Raw genomic sequence first — 17607 nt, 5'->3', positions numbered from 1 at the left:
AGCCTATGCCCTTCACAGTGCCCCAGGGCCACAAGGTTATGGCACCGACGCTTTTTCCATCTGTACGGCGGAAGCCGCCGAGGTGCGCGCCCGTCCGCGGGGCTTGAGTATGCGCTGGATGGGACGTTCGGCAAAGACGTACACCAGATAGGACAGGAGCACGGCTATCAGCGTGGCGGAGCAGGCGACGAGCCACGGCGGCAGATCGCCGCTGAGCACGGGGATGACGGCGACGGCGACGACGCTGTGGAACAGGTAGAGCGGGTAGGTGATGCCGCCGAGCGCGGTCAGCGTCCGCGACGGTTTGAGCCGCAGGACCCGGGTGGCGGCCAGCGCCATGAGGGCGAAGACGATCGTGATCGCGATGATCACGCTGGTGTCGGTGACCGGCATGTTCTTGAACCCGGCGGCGTCGATGCGGCGGTGCACGCGGGCCAGGGCGCTGTCGAGCGACAGGGCGTAGCCGGCGGCCACGTAGATCCACGGCAGCCAGGCGTGGCCGTGCTTGTGGACGAGGTAGAGGCCCATGCCGGCGACGAAGTAGGGGGCGTAGTCGGGCATGACGGTCTCGGTGATCACCGGGGGGACGGCGACGTCGCCGTGCTGGAGCAGCTTGAGCGCGAGGGCGGCGGCCAGCCAGATCCCGCAGAAGGCCAGGACGCGCCCGTAGGTGACGCCGACGAGCACGAGGATGGCCATGAGGAGGTAGAAGCGCAGCTCCGCCCAGAGCGACCAGTAGACGCCGCTGGCGTCGGTGACCTTGAACAGCCGCTGGAACATGGTCGCGTTCAGCAGGTATTCGCCGGTGGACAGCTTGGGGTCCAGGGCTTTGGCGCCGGTGAGGCCGTAGAGGGCGGCGACGGCGGCGAGGCTCAGCCAGTACGCCGGGTAGAGCCGCACCAGGCGCGAACGGGCGAACGCGCCGAGCCCCTTCCCCCACACCGTCATGAGGATGACGAACCCGCTGATGATGAAGAACAGCTCGACGCCCAGGATGCCGAGCCCGGCCACGGGGGCCACGGCGGGGAACAGCTCGGCGGGCCGGTCGCCCCACACGCTGGCGTACGCCACGAGGTAGTGGAAGGCGACGACCGCGAGGGCGGCGAGGAACCGGAGGAGGTCGAGCTCGGCCAACCGGCCGTTCTCCCGGGCATGCTTCGGCCGGTTGGGGGTGCGCACGCCCCTTTGACGTCACAGCGATCACTTTGGTTCCCCTCGTCCCGCTGTTCACCTCCGTCACGGAGCGTCAGGGTGATAGGCGGGCCCGATCGCGGGCCGCGGCGACGACGGCCTGGCCCAGGCTGAGGCCGCCGTCGCCGGGCGGCACCCGCCGATGGGTGAGCACGCGGAAGCCGGCCGCGCGCAGCCGCCGCACGGTGCGCCCGGTGAGGAGCACGTTCTGGAAGACGCCGCCGGACAGGGCGACCGCGGTGAGGCCGGTGACGTCCCTGAGCGCGGTGCAGGCACGCGCGACGGCGTCGGCGACGCCGTTGTGGAAGCGGCCGGCGATGACCGGGGTGGGCCGGCCGGACTCCAGGTCGCGGGCGGCGGCGCGGACGAGGTCGGCGCCGTGCACGGTGAGCGGCTCCCCCGGCGTGAGGCGGGCGCGGTAGGAGCCGGTCTCGGCGGGGTCGGCGTGCTGTTCGAGCTCGTACGCGGCCTGACCGGCATAGGTGATCCGGTCGCGGACCCCGAGGAGCGCGGCGACGGCGTCGAAGAGCCGGGCGGCGCTGGAGGTGAGCGGGGAGCCGGCGGCGAGGGCGAGCGCGGCGGCCCAGCGTTCGGCGTTGCGGCGTACGACGTCCAGCTTGGGCGGGCCGTCGCCGGGGCCGAGGTAGGCCGCGGCCATGAGCCAGGGCTCACGGACCGCGGCGTCGCCGCCCGGCATGGGGACGGGCTCCAGGCGGCCGAGCCGTTCGAAGCCGGCCAGGTCGGCGCGCAGGAACTCGCCGCCCCAGACGGTGCCGTCGGTGCCGTGGCCGGACCCGTCGAAGGCGACGCCGATCACGGGGCCCCGCTCGCCGTTGTCGGCCAGGCAGGAGGCGATGTGGGCGTGGTGGTGCTGGACGCCGACGTGCTCGACGCCGGGGATCGCCAGGGCGTGCCGGGTGGAGCGGTGTCCGGGGTGCAGGTCGTGGGCGACGATCTCGGGGCACAGGTCGAACAGGGCGAGGAAGTGCTCGATGCCGGCCGCGTACGAGCGCCGGGCCTCGGGGTTCTCCAGGTCGCCGAGGTGCGGGGAGACGAACGCGCGCCGGTCGCGGGCCAGGCAGAAGGTGCTCTCGCGGTCGGCGCCGCAGGCCAGCACGGTACGGGGGACGAAATGGCGCAGCGGCAGCGGCTCGGGCGCGTAACCACGGGCCCGGCGCAGCACGACGACCCCGCCGGCGATCCCGTCGGCCGTGGGCCGGACCACGCTGTCGTCGGCGCGGACGTGGATGGGCCGGTCGTGGGTGAGGAAGGCGTCGGCGACCGCGCCGAGCCGGGCCAGGGCGTCGGCGTCGTCGTACGCGATGGGCTCCTCACCGGTGCCGCCGGTGAGGGCGAGGGGCTCGGCGACCTCGGCGAGCAGCAGGTGGTGCAGCGGCGTGCAGGGCAGCATGACGCCGAGGCTCAGGCTCCCGGGCGCGACGGAGGGCGCGACCCGCGGGGCGTCGGGGGCGCGGGGGGCGTCGCGGCGGGGCAGGAGCACGATCGGGCGGGCCCGGCTGGTGAGGAGCGCGGCGGCGTTCCCGTCGACGGCGCAGAGCAGGCCGGCCTGCGCGAGGTCGGCGGCCAGGACGGCGAACGGCTCGTCCGGGCGCTGCTCGCGCAGGCGCAGGGTGGCGGCGGCCGGCTCGCTGGACGCGGCGACGGCGAGGTGGTAGCCGCCGAGACCCTTGACGGCCACGATCCGGCCCGCCCGCAGGAGGGCGGCGGCGGTGGCGACGGGATCGCCCAGCAGCTCGTCGCCGCGCGGGTCGAGCAGCCGCAGCCGGGGCCCGCAGCCGGGGCAGCAGATCGGCGGGGCGTGGAAGCGGCGGTCGCCGGGGTCGTGGTACTCGGCGGCGCAGTCCGGGCACATCGCGAAGCCCGCCATGGTGGTCAGCGGCCGGTCGTAGGGGACGGCGCGGACGACGGTGAAGCGCGGCCCGCAGCCGGCGCAGGAGACGAACGGGTGCCGGTGGCGGCGATCGGCGGGGTCGGTGAGCTCGCGCAGGCAGTCGTCGCAGGGGGCGAGGTCGGCGGGGACCGCGGCGCGGCGCGGGCCTGAGGGGTCGGCGGCGGCGATGGTGAAGTCGCCGCGGCCGGTGGGCTCGGCGCGGACGACGGTGACCCGTTCGATCTCCGCCAGGGCGGGGGCGTCGCGTTCGAGCGCGGTCAGGAACTCCGCGACGCGGGTGCGGGCGCCCTCGATGTCGAGGTGCACGCCGTCGACGTCGTCGCGCACCTGGCCGGCCAGGCCGAGCCGCTGGGCGAGCGCGTGCACGAAGGGCCGGAAGCCGACGCCCCGCACGACGCCCTCGACGTGCACCTCGACGCGCTTGAACCCCGCCTGGTCGAGCCCGGGCCGATCGAGCCCGGACCGATCGAACCGGGTCTGATCGGAAGTGGTCACATCGCCAAGTGTGCGCCTCGGAGGCGGGCCGGCGCATGCCTAACGCGCCGTGTCGCGGCGCGTCCGACGTCCTGGTGCCGGGAAAGCGAAACGGGAGGGCCCGGAGGCCCTCCCGTTCGTCGTCGTGCCGGCGTCAGGTGCCGTGGCCCTCTCGGGAAGGGGTCACAGGTACTGGCCGGTGTTGGCGACGGTGTCGATCGACCGGCCGGCCTCGCTGCCCTGCTTGCCGGAGACCAGCGTGCGGATGTAGACGATCCGCTCGCCCTTCTTGCCGGAGATGCGAGCCCAGTCGTCGGGGTTGGTGGTGTTGGGCAGGTCCTCGTTCTCGGAGAACTCGTCCACGCAGGCCGTGAGCAGGTGCTGCACCCGCAGGCCCTTCTGGCCGGTCTCGAGGAACTGCTTGATGGCCATCTTCTTGCCCCGGTCGACGATGTTCTGGATCATCGCGCCGGAGTTGAAGTCCTTGAAGTAGAGGACTTCCTTGTCGCCGTTGGCGTAGGTCACCTCGAGGAAGCGGTTTTCCTCGCTCTCGGTGTACATGCGCTCGACGACGCTCTGGATCATGCCCTGGATGGTGCCCTGGCGCGAGTCGCCGTGCTCGCTCAGGTCGTCCGGGTGCAGAGGGAGGTCGGTACGCAGGTACTTCGAGAAGATGTCCTTCGCCGCCTCGGCGTCCGGCCGCTCGATCTTGATCTTCACGTCCAGGCGGCCGGGCCGCAGGATCGCGGGGTCGATCATGTCCTCGCGGTTGGAGGCGCCGATGACGATGACGTTCTCCAGGCCCTCGACGCCGTCGATCTCCGACAGCAGCTGAGGGACGATGGTGTTCTCGACGTCGGACGAGACGCCGGAGCCACGGGTGCGGAAGATCGAGTCCATCTCGTCGAAGAACACGATCACCGGCGTGCCCTCGGAGGCCTTCTCACGAGCCCGCTGGAAGACCAGGCGGATGTGCCGCTCGGTCTCGCCGACGTACTTGTTGAGCAGCTCCGGGCCCTTGATGTTGAGGAAGAAGCTCTTGCCGGACTGGCCGGTCTTCTCCGCGACCTGCTTGGCCAGGGAGTTGGCGACGGCCTTGGCGATGAGCGTCTTGCCGCAGCCGGGCGGGCCGTACAGCAGCACGCCCTTCGGCGGCCGCAGCATGTGCTCGCGGAACAGGTCGGCGTGCAGGTAGGGCAGCTCGATGGCGTCCCTGATCTGCTCGATCTGCCGCCCGAGACCGCCGATCTCCTCGTAGGAGATGTCGGGGACCTCTTCGAGCACGAGCTCTTCGACTTCGGACTTGGGTATGCGCTCGTAGACGTAACCCGAGCGAGGCTCCAGCAGGAGCGAGTCGCCGGCCCTGACGGGCTGGCCCTGCAGCGAGTCGGCCAGCCGCACGACGCGCTCTTCGTCGGCGTGCGAGATGACCAGGGCCCGCTTGCCCTCGTCGAGCAGTTCTTTGAGCATCACGATCTCGCCGACCTCTTCGTAGCCGAGCGCCTCGACCACGTTGAGCGCTTCGTTGAGCATGACCTCCTGGCCACGCCGCAGCGAATCGACGTCGACGGCGGGGCTGACGTTCACCCGCAGCTTGCGGCCGCCGGTGAACACCTCGATCGTGCCGTCTTCTCTGGCCTCGAGGAAGGTGCCGAAGCCGGACGGCGGCTGCGCCAGCCGGTCGACCTCCTCCTTGAGAGCGACGATCTGGTCCCTGGCCTCCTTGAGTGTGGCCACAAGGCGTTCGTTCTGGCCGGTCACGGCCGCGAGATTCGCCTGTGCCTCATGGAGACGCTCTTCGAGGACTCTGGCCTGACGGGGTGACTCGGCCAGCTTCCGCCTCAGCGCGGTGATCTCCTCCTGCAGGAAGGAGACCTGTGTTGAAAGATCAGCGACCTCCCGTTCGCGCTGCGCGGCTCGAGCCTCAGCATCATCGCGAGCTGCCACGCCCGTCACCTCCTTCCCAGTCGAGGGCGACTACTAAGGACCTTACCTATCTCGGGCCCCTCCGTAACCTGGCCGGGCAGTGTTCGTAGAGTGACATTCAGTGTTCGGCGATTAATCCTCAATAGTGCGTTTAATACTCCCAGCACAGGAACCCGACGATCTGTTCCCGTGTCACGCACCAACGCACCCTCGTGGCCAAATTGTCATAGTTCTTCGGTCGTCCCCTTCGGTCGGCGGCGTCGCGGCGGGGGTGCCACTCCGTCCGCCATGCGACGGGCGGAGACGAGGAACCCCGTGTGGCCGATCATCCGATGATCCGGCCGCACCGCGAGCCCTTCGACATGCCAGTCGCGAACCAGGGTCTCCCACGCATGCGGCTCGGTGAAACACCCGTGATCGCGAATGACCTCGACGGTCTTCGACAGCTGCGTGGTCGTGGCCACGTAACAGCAGATCACGCCGCCCGGCGTCAGGGCCTTGGCGGCGGCGTCGACGCACTCCCACGGCGCGAGCATGTCGAGGATCACCCGGTCGACGTCGGCCTCGTCGATGGAGTCGTTGAGGTCGCCGACCACCAGCCGCCAGGTGTCGTCCATGGGGCCGCCGTAGAAGTTCTCGACGTTCTTGCGTGCCACGTCGGCGAAGTCCTGGCGGCGCTCGTAGCTCGTCACGTGGCCGTCGGGACCGACGGCGCGCAGCAGGAAGCAGGTGAGCGCGCCGGAGCCGACCCCCGCCTCGATCACGCGGGCGCCGGGGAAGACGTCGGCCATGCCGACGATCATCGAGGCGTCCTTGGGGTAGATGACGGCCGCGCCGCGCGGCATGGCGAGCGTGTAGTCCTGGAGGAGGTGGCGGAAGGCGAGGTATTGGGTGCCGCCGGAAGAGCGCACCACGGAGCCCTCGGGCTGCCCGATCAGGTCGCTGTGCGGGATGGCGCCCTTGTGGGTGTGGAAGACGCCGTCCTCTTTGAGCGTGATCGTGTGGCGCTTGTTCTTGGGGTCGGTGAGCTGCACCTGATCCCCCACGCGGAAAGGCCCATGCCTGCGGAAACCCATGGCGGCAAGGTTATAGGGCTTTCGGGCAGCTCCGGACGCACGATAAGTATGGGGGATGCTCGCGCGCCACGTGATCTCCGCCGGCCCCCTCGTCCTGCGGCCCCCCTCCGACTCCGACGCCGAGGCGATCACGCGGGCGTGCGACGACCCGGTGACGGCCCGCTTCCTGCCGCTGCTGCCCTCTCCTTACCGGCCGGCGGACGCCCGCGCCTACATCGAGCAGGCCCGCGCCAAGTGGGAGGCCGGTGGCGCCGAGTTCGCGATCACCCAGGACGGCCGCTACGCCGGCTCGGTCGGCGTCCGGCCGCCCGACCGCTGGCGGGTCGCCGAGCTCGGCTACCTGGTCGCGCCGTGGGCCCGCGGCAAGGGCGTGGCCTCGACGGCCGCGCGGGCGGTCGCCGACTGGCTGTTCGACCAGGGCGTACGCCGGGTCGAGCTGGAGGCCGAGGTGGAGAACGTGGCCAGCCTGCGGGTGGCCTGCAAGGCGGGCTTCCGCGAGGAGGGGCACCGGCGCGAGGCCAAGCTGCTGCGCGACGGCCGCCCCGCCGACCTGATCACCTTCGGGCGGCTGCCGGGCGAGGCGGCGCCGCCGGCGGAGCCGTACCTGCCGTTCTTCGACGGCGGTGAGCTGTCCGACGGCGTGGTACTGCTGACGCCGATGACCCCGGCGGACGCGGCCGACTTCCACCGGATGCTGGCCGATCCGGTCGTGGCCGCGTACAAGGTGGGGCCGCCGAGCACCCTGCAGGACAACGAGCGGCGCTGCCGCTACACCGGCTACTGGTGGGTGTCCGGGCAGCGGATCGAGCTGGCCGTGCGCGACGCCGGGTCCGGGGCGTTCGCCGGGCACGTGCAGCTCACCCAGGTGACGCCGGCGCTCGGGCAGGCGATGGTCGGCTACTCGCTGATGCCGGGCTTCCGTGGCAAGGGGTTCATGACGCGGGCGGTGCGGCTGCTGGTGGACTGGGCGTTCGCCCGTACGGCGCTGCACCGGGTCGTGGCCGGCACCGAGGCGGGCAACGTCGCCTCGCACCGGGTGCTGGAGCGGGCCGGGTTCAGCCGGGAGGGCGTGCACAGGGAGATGTTCCCGAAGGGCGGCGGGCGGCGCGTGGACGACCTCGTCTGGGCCCGCGTCCGCTCCTCCTGACGCCGCCGCTGACAGCCCCGAACGTGGAGAAATCCCGATTTCCTGTTGAGGGCTGGTCAAGGGCCACGTCGAGGGTGATAGTCGGGGCAGCCGCTTTCGAGGGTCGCGTGATCGGCTCGCGCGATCTCGCCTCCGACCGGCCGAGGGATCGCCGCGATGCCATACAACCGTGTCGACGTCTCCATGCGCGAGCTCATCTCCGCCTGTTCAGGACTGGAGGCCGCGGACCTGGTGGACCGGCTGGCGCGGGCCGCCGCCGCGGTCGCGAACACCTCGTACGCGGGTTTCGTCCGCGTGGACCCGCTGCGCGAGGAGGCCCGGTCGGAGTACGCGCACACCCCGCCGGGCGACCCGCTGCGGGTGCGCGGCTGGCTCGCGGAGTCGGGGGTGCTGAAGGAGCTGGTGCCGGCCGTGGAGCCGGTGCGGCTGGCGTGCGACCCCAGCGTGGGCGAGCCGGGCTTCCTCGCGACGCCGGTGCCCGCGGTGTCGTGCGACCACCTGTTCGTGTGGGTCGCCGGGCGGGCCTTCTGCGACGCCGACGAGCACCTGCTGAGCAGGTACGCGATCGCGGCCGGGCGGGCGCTGGAGGCGGCCAGCGGCCTGGAGGCGGCGGTGCGGCTGCTGCGGGGCGTACGGGCTTTCCGCCCGGTCTGACGAGCCCTGGAGGACGCCGGACGCAGGCCTTTGGGGACGCCGTACGGCCGCGCCCGCTTGGCGAGGGGCGCGGCCGGCGGGCGCTCAGCCTCGGTGCGCCTCGTAGCGCAGGGTGCGGGAGACGCCCACGCGCACGGTGGTGCCGGGCGCGATGGTGACGGGCTCGTTGGGCGGGATGTCGTAGAAGTTGGGGTCGCCGGGCGGCTGGATCTGGGTGCCGTTGACCGAGCCGAGGTCGACCAGGTTGACGTCCCAGCCGTCGAGCGCCACCCGCAGGTGGCGGCGCGAGACCGAGCCGTCGGGGCTGGTCACCTTGGCCGGGCGGGCGGTGCCGCCGGCCACCTCGGGGGCCCGCTCGGGGTCGCGGCCGAGCAGGTAGTCGCTCTCCAGCGGCAGCGCGGTGCCGTCGTCGAGGATGAGCACGCCGAGCGAGGGGCGCGGGCCCTTGTAGGGGACGAGGGTGCGCTGGACCAGGGCGATGCCGCAGACGGCGCAGTAGGGGACGCGGGGGTCGTTGAAGTGGTCGTTCTTGCAGTCGACCCCGTAGACCAGCGGCCGGTCGCCGTGCTCGGGCTGCTGCTGCTCCTGCTGCTGCTGCGGCGGCGGGCCCGGGTGGTCGAAGTGGTCGGGCTGGCCGAGCGGCGGGGGCGGCGCGGGCTGGTCGCCGAAGTGGTCGGGCCCGCCGAAGGGCTGCGGCCCCTGCTGGTCGGGCAGGCCGTTGCCGGAGGGCGGCTGCTCGTCGTAGGTCGGGTAGTGGGCCGGCCCGGGGAGGGACGGCGACGACTCGCGCGAGTGGTAGGGCGGCGGCTGGTCCTGCGGCGGCCCGTAGGGAGAGTGCTGCTCCTGCGACGGGTAGGGCTGGTCCTGCGAGGGGTACGGCTGATCTTGCGGCGTGTGGTAGGGCTGCTGCTCCATGGCCGCCGGGACGGGCTGGGGGCCCGAGGGCGGGCTCGGCACGGCCGGCGGCTGGTCGGCCAGCGGGTAGGGCGGCCGCTCCACCGGCTGGGGCTGAGACTGCGGCTGGGGCTGCTGCTGGGCGGGCGGCTGGATGAGGTCGGCCTCGATGTGGAAGGCCGTGGCCGGCATCTCGCTGGTCAGCGGCCGGGACTGCTCGGGCGCGGCGGACGGACGGTCGGCGGGACGATCGGCGGGACGATCGGCGAGGTCGCTGACCAGGCCGCCGCCGTGAACCACGCCGCCGTCGAGGCGTACGGCGGGATGCGGGGAGCCGGCGCCGGGCAGGCTCAGCTCGACCCGCTCGACGGTGCCGGTGACGAGCCGGTCGGCCCAGGTCAGGGAGTCGCTGCCGGACAGCCGCGTCTCGCCGGCGGAGGTGACGACGCTCGCCGAGGCCGAGCCGCTGACCAGGACGGCGACGCCGCCGGTCACCGGGCCCGCGACCGCGCACGCGGCCGGGTCGCCCGCCATGTTGGCCGCCAGCACCTGCGCCGCGCGGCGCGCCAGTGCCCGGCCGTCGCCGCCGGAGGCCGCGGTCTCGCGCAGCGCGTCGAGCAGGCCGTCCGCGGTGGCCTCGCCCGGATCGCACACCAGCAGCAGCCCGCCCAGGTAGGCGACGAGCCCGTCACCAGGAAGCGGGCGCACCACTCCGAAGCCTTGGTCGGTCATGCGTCCTCCCTCATGACGACCGTGCCGCGCTCATAGGTGCCCTCGCTGCGCTCGGTCACTCAACTCTCCTCCCCGGAAGCCGGCGTTGTCACGGCGCCCGCACTGCGGTGCCGGCCACCAGCCATACGCATACCCAGACGACGGAGCCGTGCCGCGCCCCCGTCGTCTCGATTCGATGAACCGGTGGACCGCAACTAACCCCTTAACTGTGCAAGTTTGGCCAAACAGCACACTATCGGCCAGTCATCGCATCGCAGAAATCGCCCGGGTCCGCTCCCGAACCCGGAAACCGCTGGACACGACCCTATCCGGGGGCTGCGGCTTAAACGAGTGGGACAAATCAGACGCCGGTGAACACCCGGTTCACATCGGCGGTGGACAGCACGCCGTAGACCTCGCCGCCCGGCTCCACGAGGAGATATTCGCTGCCCGGCGCCTCGCGCATGGCGTCGATGAGCGGCTCGCCCGCGAGGTCGGCGGCCAGCACCATGGCCGGGTCGAGCGACTTGGCCAGGGAGGCGGAGCTCACCCACGGGCGGCGGTGCTCGGGGGTGGCCTGCACGGCGGCCTCGCTGACGATCGCCACCGGCCGGCCGTCGTGGTCGACCACGACGATGGCGCCCGCGTGCCGCTCGCCCGCCTGCCGCAACGCCTCCGACAGCGGCGTGTCGCCGCTCACCGGCACCGCCCTGCGGGCCAGGGCCCGCGCGTTGACCCGCGGGATGCGGGCCCGGATCTTGGCCACGCGCAGCGACTGCGAGGCGCCCATCCAGATGAAGGAGGCCAGGACCAGCGGCCAGATCACGTCGGTGATGTCGGCCTCGCCGCCGCCGATGAGCACCGACGCGACGGGCACGGCGACGAGCAGCACGGCCAGCACCCGGCCGCCCCAGGCGGCGACGATCGTGCCGGTGCCGGGGCTGCCGGCGATCTTCCACACGCCGGCGCGCAGCATCCGGCCGCCGTCGAGCGGCAGCCCCGGCAGCAGGTTGAAGACGCCGACGATGAGGTTGGCGAACCAGAGCTGCAGCACCAGCACCTCGAGGATGCCGCCGTCGTTGATGAGGTAGACGTCGGCCAGCCAGCCGAGCCCGGCCAGCCCGAGCGACAGCCCCGGCCCCGCCGCGGCCACCAGGAACTCCTTGCCCGGCGTGGGCGGCTCCTTCTCGATCTCCGAGACGCCGCCGAGGAGGTAGAGGGTGATGCGGCGCACCGGCAGTCCGTAGGCCTTGGCGAGGACGCTGTGCGCCAGCTCGTGCAGCAGCACCGAGACGTAGAGCAGCACCGCGAAGACGAACGCCACGCCGTAGGCGGCGGCCTCGCCGATGCCGGGCAGCATCCGGCCGAAGTAGGGGCCGAACATCACGGTGATGAAGCCGGCCACGAGGAACCAGGTCCAGGACACGTAGACGGGGATGCCGAACAGCCTCCCCATCGGGACGCCGGAGAACTCCTGCCGGGGGCTCTGCTCGCTCACCGCTCTCCTCGTACATTTTTCCGTCGGGGCCGCGTGCGTCCGGGCCCCGGCGGTGTGGTGGTCTTGCTGCCTTGATGCTACGCGCCGCAGCGGGCGCTCATCGTCGCGCCGGGGGTCAATCTGTCGGGGCCGTGACCTAGAGTGCGTGCATGACGCTGACCGAGCCGGTGATCATCGGTGCGCTGTCCCCCTCCCGCGCGGGCGATTTCATGACCTGCCCGCTGCTCTACCGCTTCCGGGTGATCGACCAGCTCCCCGAGCGGCCCTCCCCGGCGGCGGTGCGCGGCACGGTGGTCCACGCGGTCCTGGAGCGGCTCTACGACCTGCCGGCCCCGGGCCGGTCGGTGGCGGCGGCGCTGGAGCTGCTGGAGCCGCAGTGGCGGCGGCTGCTCGACGACGACCCCCAATACGCCGAGATGTTCTCCGGCGAGGAGGAGCAGGCCGAGTGGCTGGCGCAGGCGCGCGGCATGCTGGAGCGCTACTTCACGCTGGAGGACCCGACCCGGCTGGAGCCGGCCGAGCGTGAGCTCTACGTCGAGGCGGTGCTCGACGGCGGGCTGATGCTGCGCGGCTACGTCGACCGGCTCGACGTGGCGCCGAGCGGCGAGGTCCGGGTGGTCGACTACAAGACCGGCAGCGCGCCGGGGCCCGACTTCGAGGCCAAGGCGCTGTTCCAGATGAAGTTCTACGCGCTGGTGCTGTGGCGGCTGCGCGGCCGGGTGCCGCGGCTGCTGCAGCTCGTCTACCTCGGCGGCCAGGGCGAGGTGCTGCGCTACGCCCCCGACGAGGCCGACCTGCAGGCCACCGAGCGCAAGGTGATGGCGCTGTGGACGGCGATCGAGCGCGCGATGCAGAGCGGCGAGTGGCGGGCGCGGCGCAGCAGGCTGTGCGACTGGTGCGACCATCAGGCGCTGTGCCCCGAGTTCGGCGGCACCCCTCCCCCGGTGCCCGACCGGCAGCCGGGCGACACCGTCCGCAGGAACCGCCGGGCCGCGACCGACGAGCTTTAGCAGGACTAATCCTCCCCGGGGAGGAGGAATCGGACTCGCGGGCGGTCCTACAGTGAAGCCGTGCGCATCGACCGAACCCGCCTCCACGACCCGGTTCTCGCCGCCGTGGTGGCGATCGTCTCGGTGGTGCTCCACACCCTCGAAGACCCGCTGATCCCGGCGTCCGCGGGGCTGCGGCCGCCCGACGGGTTCGGCGTCGCGCTGGTGGCCGTGGCGGGCGTGCCCGTGGCCTTCCGCCGGCGCTGGCCGCTGGCTGCGCTGTGCGCGGCCCTGGTGCCCGGCCTGCTGCTGACGGCGACGGGCTACGGCGCGGGCGTGCCGGGCCTGGCCGGGCTGGTGCTGCTCTACTCGGTGGCCTCCCACCGGGGGCTGGCGATGGCGCTGGGCGGCCTGCTGGTGTCGCTGTCGGCGTACGCACTGGGGGCGCTGGCCGGCCCGGTGCGGGTGGCGGCCTGGACCGACCACGTGGCGGTCGTCATCCTGGTGGCGGCGGTGTGGGGCGCGGGGCGGAGCCTGCGGCTGCGGCGGGCCTACTTGGAGGAGCTGAAGGACCGGGCGGCGCGGCTGGAGCGGGCGCACGCGGCCGACACCCGGGCGGCGCGGGCCGAGGAGCGCTCACGGATCGCGCGGGAGCTGCACGACGTGGTGGCCCACCACGTCAGCGTCATGGTCGTGCAGGCCGCGGCGGCGCGGCGGGTGCTCGCCGCCGATCCCGCGCTGGCGGGCGAGGCGCTGTCGGCCATCGAGCACACCGGGCGCACCGCGATGGCGGAGATGCGCACGATCGTGGGGGTGCTGCGCGCCGACGCGCGAGCCGAGCTGGGGCCGCAGCCGGGCGTACGCGACCTGCCGGCGCTCGTGGAGCAGATGCGGGAGGCGGGGCTGCCGGTCCGGCTGCTGGTGGAGGGCGAGCCGCGGGCGCTGCCGGCCGGGGTGGACCTGGCGGCGTACCGGCTGGTGCAGGAGGGGCTCACCAACAGCCTGCGGCACGCGGGGGCCGGGGCCGGCGCGGTGGTCACCGTCCGGCACAAGCCGCGTGAGCTGGACGTACAGGTCGAGGACGACGGGACGGGCGGCGCGGCGGAAGGTCCGTCCTCAGGGCAGGGGCATGGTTTGGTGGGCATTCGCGAAAGAGTGGCACTCTATGGTGGAATCCTGAGCATCGGTCCGCTACCGGGGGGCGGTTTCGAGGTGCGGGCGAGATTCCCGCTGAAGGACGGACAATGACGATCAGAGTGCTGCTGGTGGACGACCAGCCGCTGCTGCGCACCGGTTTCCGCCTGATCCTCGAGGCCGAGCCCGACCTCACGGTGGTGGGGCAGGCCGGCGACGGCAAGGCCGCGATGGAGCAGACCCGGGCGCTGCTGCCCGACGTGGTGCTCATGGACATCCGGATGCCGGGGGTGGACGGCATCGAGGCGACCCGCCGGATCGTACGGGAGGCTGCGCCGTCGGCGCACGTGCCGAAGGTGCTGGTGCTGACCACGTTCGACCTCGACGAGTACATCGTGGAGGCGCTGCGCGCGGGCGCGTCGGGGTTCCTGCTGAAGGACGTGCCGCCGGACGAGCTGGTGCAGGCGATCCGGGTGGTGGCGGCGGGCGAGGCGATCGTCGCGCCGAGCGTGACCCGGCGGCTGCTCGACCGGTTCGCCGCGCGGCTGCCGTCGGCGTACGAGCAGGCGGCCCCGGCCCGGCTCGACCGGCTGACCGAGCGGGAGCTGGAGGTGCTGCGGCTGATCGCCAAGGGCATGTCCAACGCCGAGATCGCCGCCAAGCTGGTGGTGAGCGAGACGACGGTCAAGACGCACGTCGGCAACGTGCTGACCAAGCTGGGGCTGCGCGACCGGGTGCAGGCGGTGGTGCTGGCCTACGAGACGGGCCTGATCACACCCGGCGCCCTGTCCTGAAAAGCGGGTCCTGAAACCCGGGCCGGGCGGCCCGCTGACGGGGACGCCCGGCGCCGTACGGTCTCAGCTCTGCTCGGCGGCCGCGGCCGCCGGGGTCTCCACGGCGTTCTCCGGGAAGTGGCAGGCGACGCGGTGCCCGCTCGCCACCTCGCCCAGCGGCGGCTCGACCGTCTTGCAGATCTCCTGTGCCTTCCAGCAGCGGGTGTGGAAGCGGCAGGCGGGCGGCGGGTTGAGCGGGCTCGGCACGTCGCCGGCCAGCCGGATGCGCTCGCGGCCCTTGCGCGCCTTGGGGTCGGGCACGGGCACGGCCGACAGCAGGGCGTTGGTGTAGGGGTGCATCGGCGAGCTGTAGAGCCGCTTGCGGTCGGCGATCTCGACGATCTTGCCGAGGTACATCACGGCGACCCGGTCGCTGATGTGGCGCACCACCGACAGGTCGTGGGCGATCACGACGTAGGTGAGGTCCAGCTCTTTCTGCAGGTCCTCCAGCAGGTTGACGACCTGGGCCTGGATGGACACGTCGAGCGCGGAGACCGGCTCGTCGGCGATGATGAGCTTGGGCTTGAGCGCGAGCGTGCGGGCGATGCCGATGCGCTGGCGCTGGCCGCCGGAGAACTCGTGCGGGTAGCGGTTGTAGTGCTCGGGGTTGAGTCCGACCAGCGAAAGGATGTCCTGGACGGCCTTCTTGATGCCGTTCTCGGTCTGCACGCCCTGGATGCGGAACGGCGCGCCGACGATGGCGCCGACGGTGTGCCGGGGGTTCAGCGACGAGTAGGGGTCCTGGAAGATCATCTGCATGTCGCGCCGGAGCGGCCGCAGCCGCCCCTGGCTCATGTGCGTGATGTCCTGGCCCTCGAAGACGACCTTGCCCGCGGTGGGCTCCAGCAGCCGGGTGACCAGGCGGCCGGTCGTGGACTTGCCGCAGCCCGACTCGCCCACCAGGCCGAGGGTCTCGCCCTTGAAGACGTCGAAGCTGATGCCGTCGACCGCCTTGACCGCGCCGACCTGTCTCTTCAGCAGGCCCTTGGTCACGGGGAAGTGCTTCTCCATGTCCTGCACGGAAAGAAGCGGCTCACTGGCGTAGTTCGGCTCGCTCACTGGGTCTCCAGCACTGGCTTGATCTCGTTCTCCCACAGGCCGCGCCGCTCGTCCCGGCTCATGTGGCAGCGCACCAGGTGGCCGCCCTCGGTCTCGGCCAGCGCGGGCACCTCGGTGTCCGCCTTGCCCTGCGTGCGCTCGGCGTACGGGCAGCGCGGGTGGAAGGCGCAGCCGGGCGGCACGTTGATGAGCGAGGGCGGCGAGCCCTTGATCGGCAGCAGCCGTTCGGTGGGCTCCCGGTCCAGGCGGGGCATGGAGCCCAGCAGGCCCCAGGTGTAGGGGTGCTCGGGGCGGTAGAAGATGCTGTCGGCCGGGCCGTACTCGATGCACTTGCCGCCGTACATGACGAGGATGTCGTCGGACAGCTCGGCCACCACGCCCAGGTCGTGGGTGATGATGATCAGCGCGGAGTTGAACTCGCGCTGCAGGTCGACCATGAGGTCGAGGATCTGGGCCTGGACGGTCACGTCGAGCGCCGTGGTGGGCTCGTCGGCGATGAGCAGCTCGGGGTCGCACGACAGCGCCATGGCGATCATCGCGCGCTGGCGCATACCGCCGGAGAACTCGTGCGGGTAGCTGTCGACGCGCCGGGCCGGCTCGGGGATGCCGACGCGGCCCAGCATGTCGATCGCGTGCTTGCGGGCGACCTGCTTGCTGACGTCGTTGTGGATGCGGTAGGCCTCGATGATCTGCTGGCCGACCGTGTAGTAGGGGTGCATCGACGACAGCGGATCCTGGAAGATCATCGCCATCTTCTTGCCGCGCAGGCCGCGTACGTGCTCGGCGGAGGCGCCGTTCAGCTCCTCGCCGTCCAGCCAGATCTCGCCGGAGATCCGGGCGCGGCCGCCCTTGTGCAGCCCCAGGATGCCGAGGCTGGTGACGCTCTTGCCGGAGCCGGACTCGCCGACGATGCCGAGCGTCTTGCCGCGTTCGAGGTCGAACGTCAGCCCGTCGACGGACTTGACCAGACCGTCGTCGGTCGGAAAGTGGATCTTCAGGTCCTTGACCTCAAGGAAGCTCACGACAACCTCACCCTCGGGTCGACCACGGCGTAGAGCAGGTCGACGACCAGGCTCGCGACCACCACGAACAGCGCGGCGACCAGCACGACCCCCATGACCTGCGGCAGGTCCTGGTTCCTGATCGCCAGAATGGCGTACTGGCCGAGCCCCGGCAGAGTATAGGTGGTCTCGGTGAGGACGGCGCCGCCGATCAGCAGCCCGAAGTCGATGCCGAAGAGCGTGAGGATCGGCGTCAGCGCGGCACGCAGGCCGTGCTTGACGATGACCTCCCGCTCCTTCAGTCCCTTGGCGCGGGCGGTGCGGATGTAGTCCTCCCCCATGGTCTCCAGCATGCCCGCCCGGGTGAGCCGGGCGTAGGTGGCGGCGAACAGGAAGGCCAGCGTGATCCACGGCAGCAGCAGGTCGTAGGCCCACATCGCCGGGTTCTCCGCCAGCGGCGTGTACGCGCCGCCCGGCGGGGTCCAGCCGAGGCCGTAGCTGAAGACGACCAGGGAGACCATGCCGGTGAAGAAGATGGGCAGCGACACGCCGGCGAGGGCGGTGCCCATGGACAGCCGGTCGAAGAAGCTGCCGCGGCGCAGCGCCGACAGCACGCCGATGGCGACGCCGCCCAGCACCCACAGGATCGCCGCGCCGATGGCCAGGGAGAAGGTGACCGGCATGCGGTCGACCAGGTCCGGCCAGACGGGCTGCCCGCTGATGAAGGAGTAGCCGAAGCAGGGAGCGGGGCACTGCTCGACGCCGGCGCCGTAGTCGTAGGTGGCGCCGGTGAAGATGCCCTTCACGAACCTGCCGTACTGCACGACCACCGGGTCGTTGAAACCGAGCCGCTCGGCGACCAGGTGGACGGTCTCCGGGGTCGCCGCGCGCCCGACGTAGCGCGAGGCGAGTGCCTCGGGAGTCGCCCCGGCCCACTGCGGCACGACGAAGAAGATGCCGAAGGTGACCATGCTGACCACGATGAGCATCGCGAGCGCGCCGATCAGACGCCTGATGATGTATGTGAGCACCGCTGCCGGCCGAGTGGCCGGCCCGCCCCGGGCCGGCCACTCCTGCCTTCACCTGCCTTCGCTAGATCCCCGAGCCT

At 72.1% G+C, this 17607-nt stretch carries 14 protein-coding genes; 5 read left to right on the top strand and 9 right to left on the bottom strand.

The genetic code is table 11. The features are described 5' to 3' along the window. Positions 1–36 precede the first annotated feature (36 nt). The 4 genes from SMD20_RS05135 to SMD20_RS05120 all read right to left on the bottom strand — a co-directional run bounded on the left by SMD20_RS05135 (position 37) and on the right by SMD20_RS05120 (position 6579). Complete coding sequence (locus tag SMD20_RS05135) at positions 37–1179, bottom strand: acyltransferase family protein (RefSeq protein WP_329575495.1); 1143 nt, start codon at positions 1177–1179, stop codon at positions 37–39. A gap of 67 nt (positions 1180–1246) precedes the next feature. Further along, a complete protein-coding gene (gene hypF / locus SMD20_RS05130; RefSeq protein WP_329575492.1) occupies positions 1247–3598 on the bottom strand; it encodes a carbamoyltransferase HypF in 2352 nt (783 codons plus the stop codon). Positions 3599–3760: 162 nt separating this feature from the next. Beyond that, positions 3761–5533, bottom strand: a complete 1773-nt coding sequence (gene arc, locus SMD20_RS05125) for a proteasome ATPase (RefSeq protein ID WP_329575489.1) — start codon at positions 5531–5533, stop codon at positions 3761–3763. Between the two features lie 194 nt (positions 5534–5727). Next, entirely contained in the window at positions 5728–6579 is an 852-nt protein-coding gene (locus SMD20_RS05120; protein WP_329575486.1) for a tRNA (adenine-N1)-methyltransferase, read from the bottom strand. A 55-nt stretch (positions 6580–6634) separates the two neighbouring features. Here SMD20_RS05120 and SMD20_RS05115 point away from each other — a divergent pair, with 55 nt between their 5' ends. Together SMD20_RS05115 and SMD20_RS05110 are read left to right on the top strand one after the other, a co-directional pair. Continuing rightward, positions 6635–7726, top strand: a complete 1092-nt coding sequence (locus SMD20_RS05115) for a GNAT family N-acetyltransferase (RefSeq protein ID WP_329575483.1) — start codon at positions 6635–6637, stop codon at positions 7724–7726. A gap of 156 nt (positions 7727–7882) precedes the next feature. Beyond that, complete coding sequence (locus SMD20_RS05110; RefSeq protein WP_329575481.1) at positions 7883–8380, top strand: hypothetical protein; 498 nt, start codon at positions 7883–7885, stop codon at positions 8378–8380. Positions 8381–8464: 84 nt separating this feature from the next. On the opposite strand, the gene SMD20_RS05105 is transcribed toward SMD20_RS05110, so the two are convergent. Together SMD20_RS05105 and SMD20_RS05100 are read right to left on the bottom strand one after the other, a co-directional pair. After that, positions 8465–10006, bottom strand: coding sequence for an FHA domain-containing protein (locus SMD20_RS05105; protein WP_329575479.1), 1542 nt, complete (start codon positions 10004–10006; stop codon positions 8465–8467). Between the two features lie 340 nt (positions 10007–10346). Further along, on the bottom strand, positions 10347–11483 hold the full coding sequence (locus SMD20_RS05100) for a site-2 protease family protein (protein WP_329575476.1): 1137 nt from the start codon (positions 11481–11483) through the stop codon (positions 10347–10349). A gap of 149 nt (positions 11484–11632) precedes the next feature. Here SMD20_RS05100 and SMD20_RS05095 point away from each other — a divergent pair, with 149 nt between their 5' ends. The 3 genes from SMD20_RS05095 to SMD20_RS05085 are packed head-to-tail and all read left to right on the top strand — an operon-like array spanning position 11633 to position 14400. Continuing rightward, positions 11633–12493: a RecB family exonuclease gene (locus SMD20_RS05095; protein WP_329575473.1), complete on the top strand. Its 861-nt coding sequence runs from the start codon at positions 11633–11635 to the stop codon at positions 12491–12493. A gap of 60 nt (positions 12494–12553) precedes the next feature. After that, a complete protein-coding gene (locus SMD20_RS05090; protein ID WP_329575470.1) occupies positions 12554–13720 on the top strand; it encodes a sensor histidine kinase in 1167 nt (388 codons plus the stop codon). Further along, positions 13717–14400, top strand: a complete 684-nt coding sequence (locus SMD20_RS05085) for a response regulator transcription factor (RefSeq protein ID WP_329575467.1) — start codon at positions 13717–13719, stop codon at positions 14398–14400. The genes SMD20_RS05090 and SMD20_RS05085 overlap by 4 nt, the downstream gene beginning before the upstream one ends. Before the next feature lie 63 nt (positions 14401–14463). Here the strand turns inward: SMD20_RS05085 and SMD20_RS05080 are convergent, their stop codons facing one another. Genes SMD20_RS05080 through SMD20_RS05070 form a run of 3 tightly spaced genes read right to left on the bottom strand, consistent with a single transcriptional unit; the run spans position 14464 to position 17530 of the window. Further along, complete coding sequence (locus SMD20_RS05080) at positions 14464–15450, bottom strand: ABC transporter ATP-binding protein (RefSeq protein WP_442942585.1); 987 nt, start codon at positions 15448–15450, stop codon at positions 14464–14466. A gap of 44 nt (positions 15451–15494) precedes the next feature. Next, entirely contained in the window at positions 15495–16520 is a 1026-nt protein-coding gene (locus SMD20_RS05075; protein WP_329575462.1) for an ABC transporter ATP-binding protein, read from the bottom strand. Continuing rightward, a complete protein-coding gene (locus tag SMD20_RS05070; protein ID WP_329575459.1) occupies positions 16517–17530 on the bottom strand; it encodes an ABC transporter permease in 1014 nt (337 codons plus the stop codon). Before SMD20_RS05070 ends, SMD20_RS05075 begins: the two co-directional genes overlap by 4 nt. Positions 17531–17607 lie beyond the last annotated feature (77 nt).

It is taken from the genome of Nonomuraea sp. LP-02, assembly GCF_036289125.1.
GTDB classification, from domain to species: Bacteria; Actinomycetota; Actinomycetes; order Streptosporangiales; family Streptosporangiaceae; genus Nonomuraea; species Nonomuraea bangladeshensis.
The sequence above is the reverse complement of the archived record's forward strand: the minus strand, read 5'-3'. Positions and strand labels throughout refer to the sequence as shown.

What these genes read in the sequence shown, in the direction of transcription:
- SMD20_RS05120 (WP_329575486.1), bottom strand. Translation starts at nt 6,579, where the DNA reads ATGGGTTTCCGCAGGCATGGGCCTTTCCGCGTGGGGGATCAGGTGCAG.
- SMD20_RS05080 (WP_442942585.1), bottom strand. Translation starts at nt 15,450, where the DNA reads ATGGAGAAGCACTTCCCCGTGACCAAGGGCCTGCTGAAGAGACAGGTC.
- SMD20_RS05095 (WP_329575473.1), top strand. Translation starts at nt 11,633, where the DNA reads ATGACGCTGACCGAGCCGGTGATCATCGGTGCGCTGTCCCCCTCCCGC.
- SMD20_RS05105 (WP_329575479.1), bottom strand. Translation starts at nt 10,006, where the DNA reads ATGACCGACCAAGGCTTCGGAGTGGTGCGCCCGCTTCCTGGTGACGGG.
- SMD20_RS05115 (WP_329575483.1), top strand. Translation starts at nt 6,635, where the DNA reads ATGCTCGCGCGCCACGTGATCTCCGCCGGCCCCCTCGTCCTGCGGCCC.
- SMD20_RS05110 (WP_329575481.1), top strand. Translation starts at nt 7,883, where the DNA reads ATGCCATACAACCGTGTCGACGTCTCCATGCGCGAGCTCATCTCCGCC.
- SMD20_RS05085 (WP_329575467.1), top strand. Translation starts at nt 13,717, where the DNA reads ATGACGATCAGAGTGCTGCTGGTGGACGACCAGCCGCTGCTGCGCACC.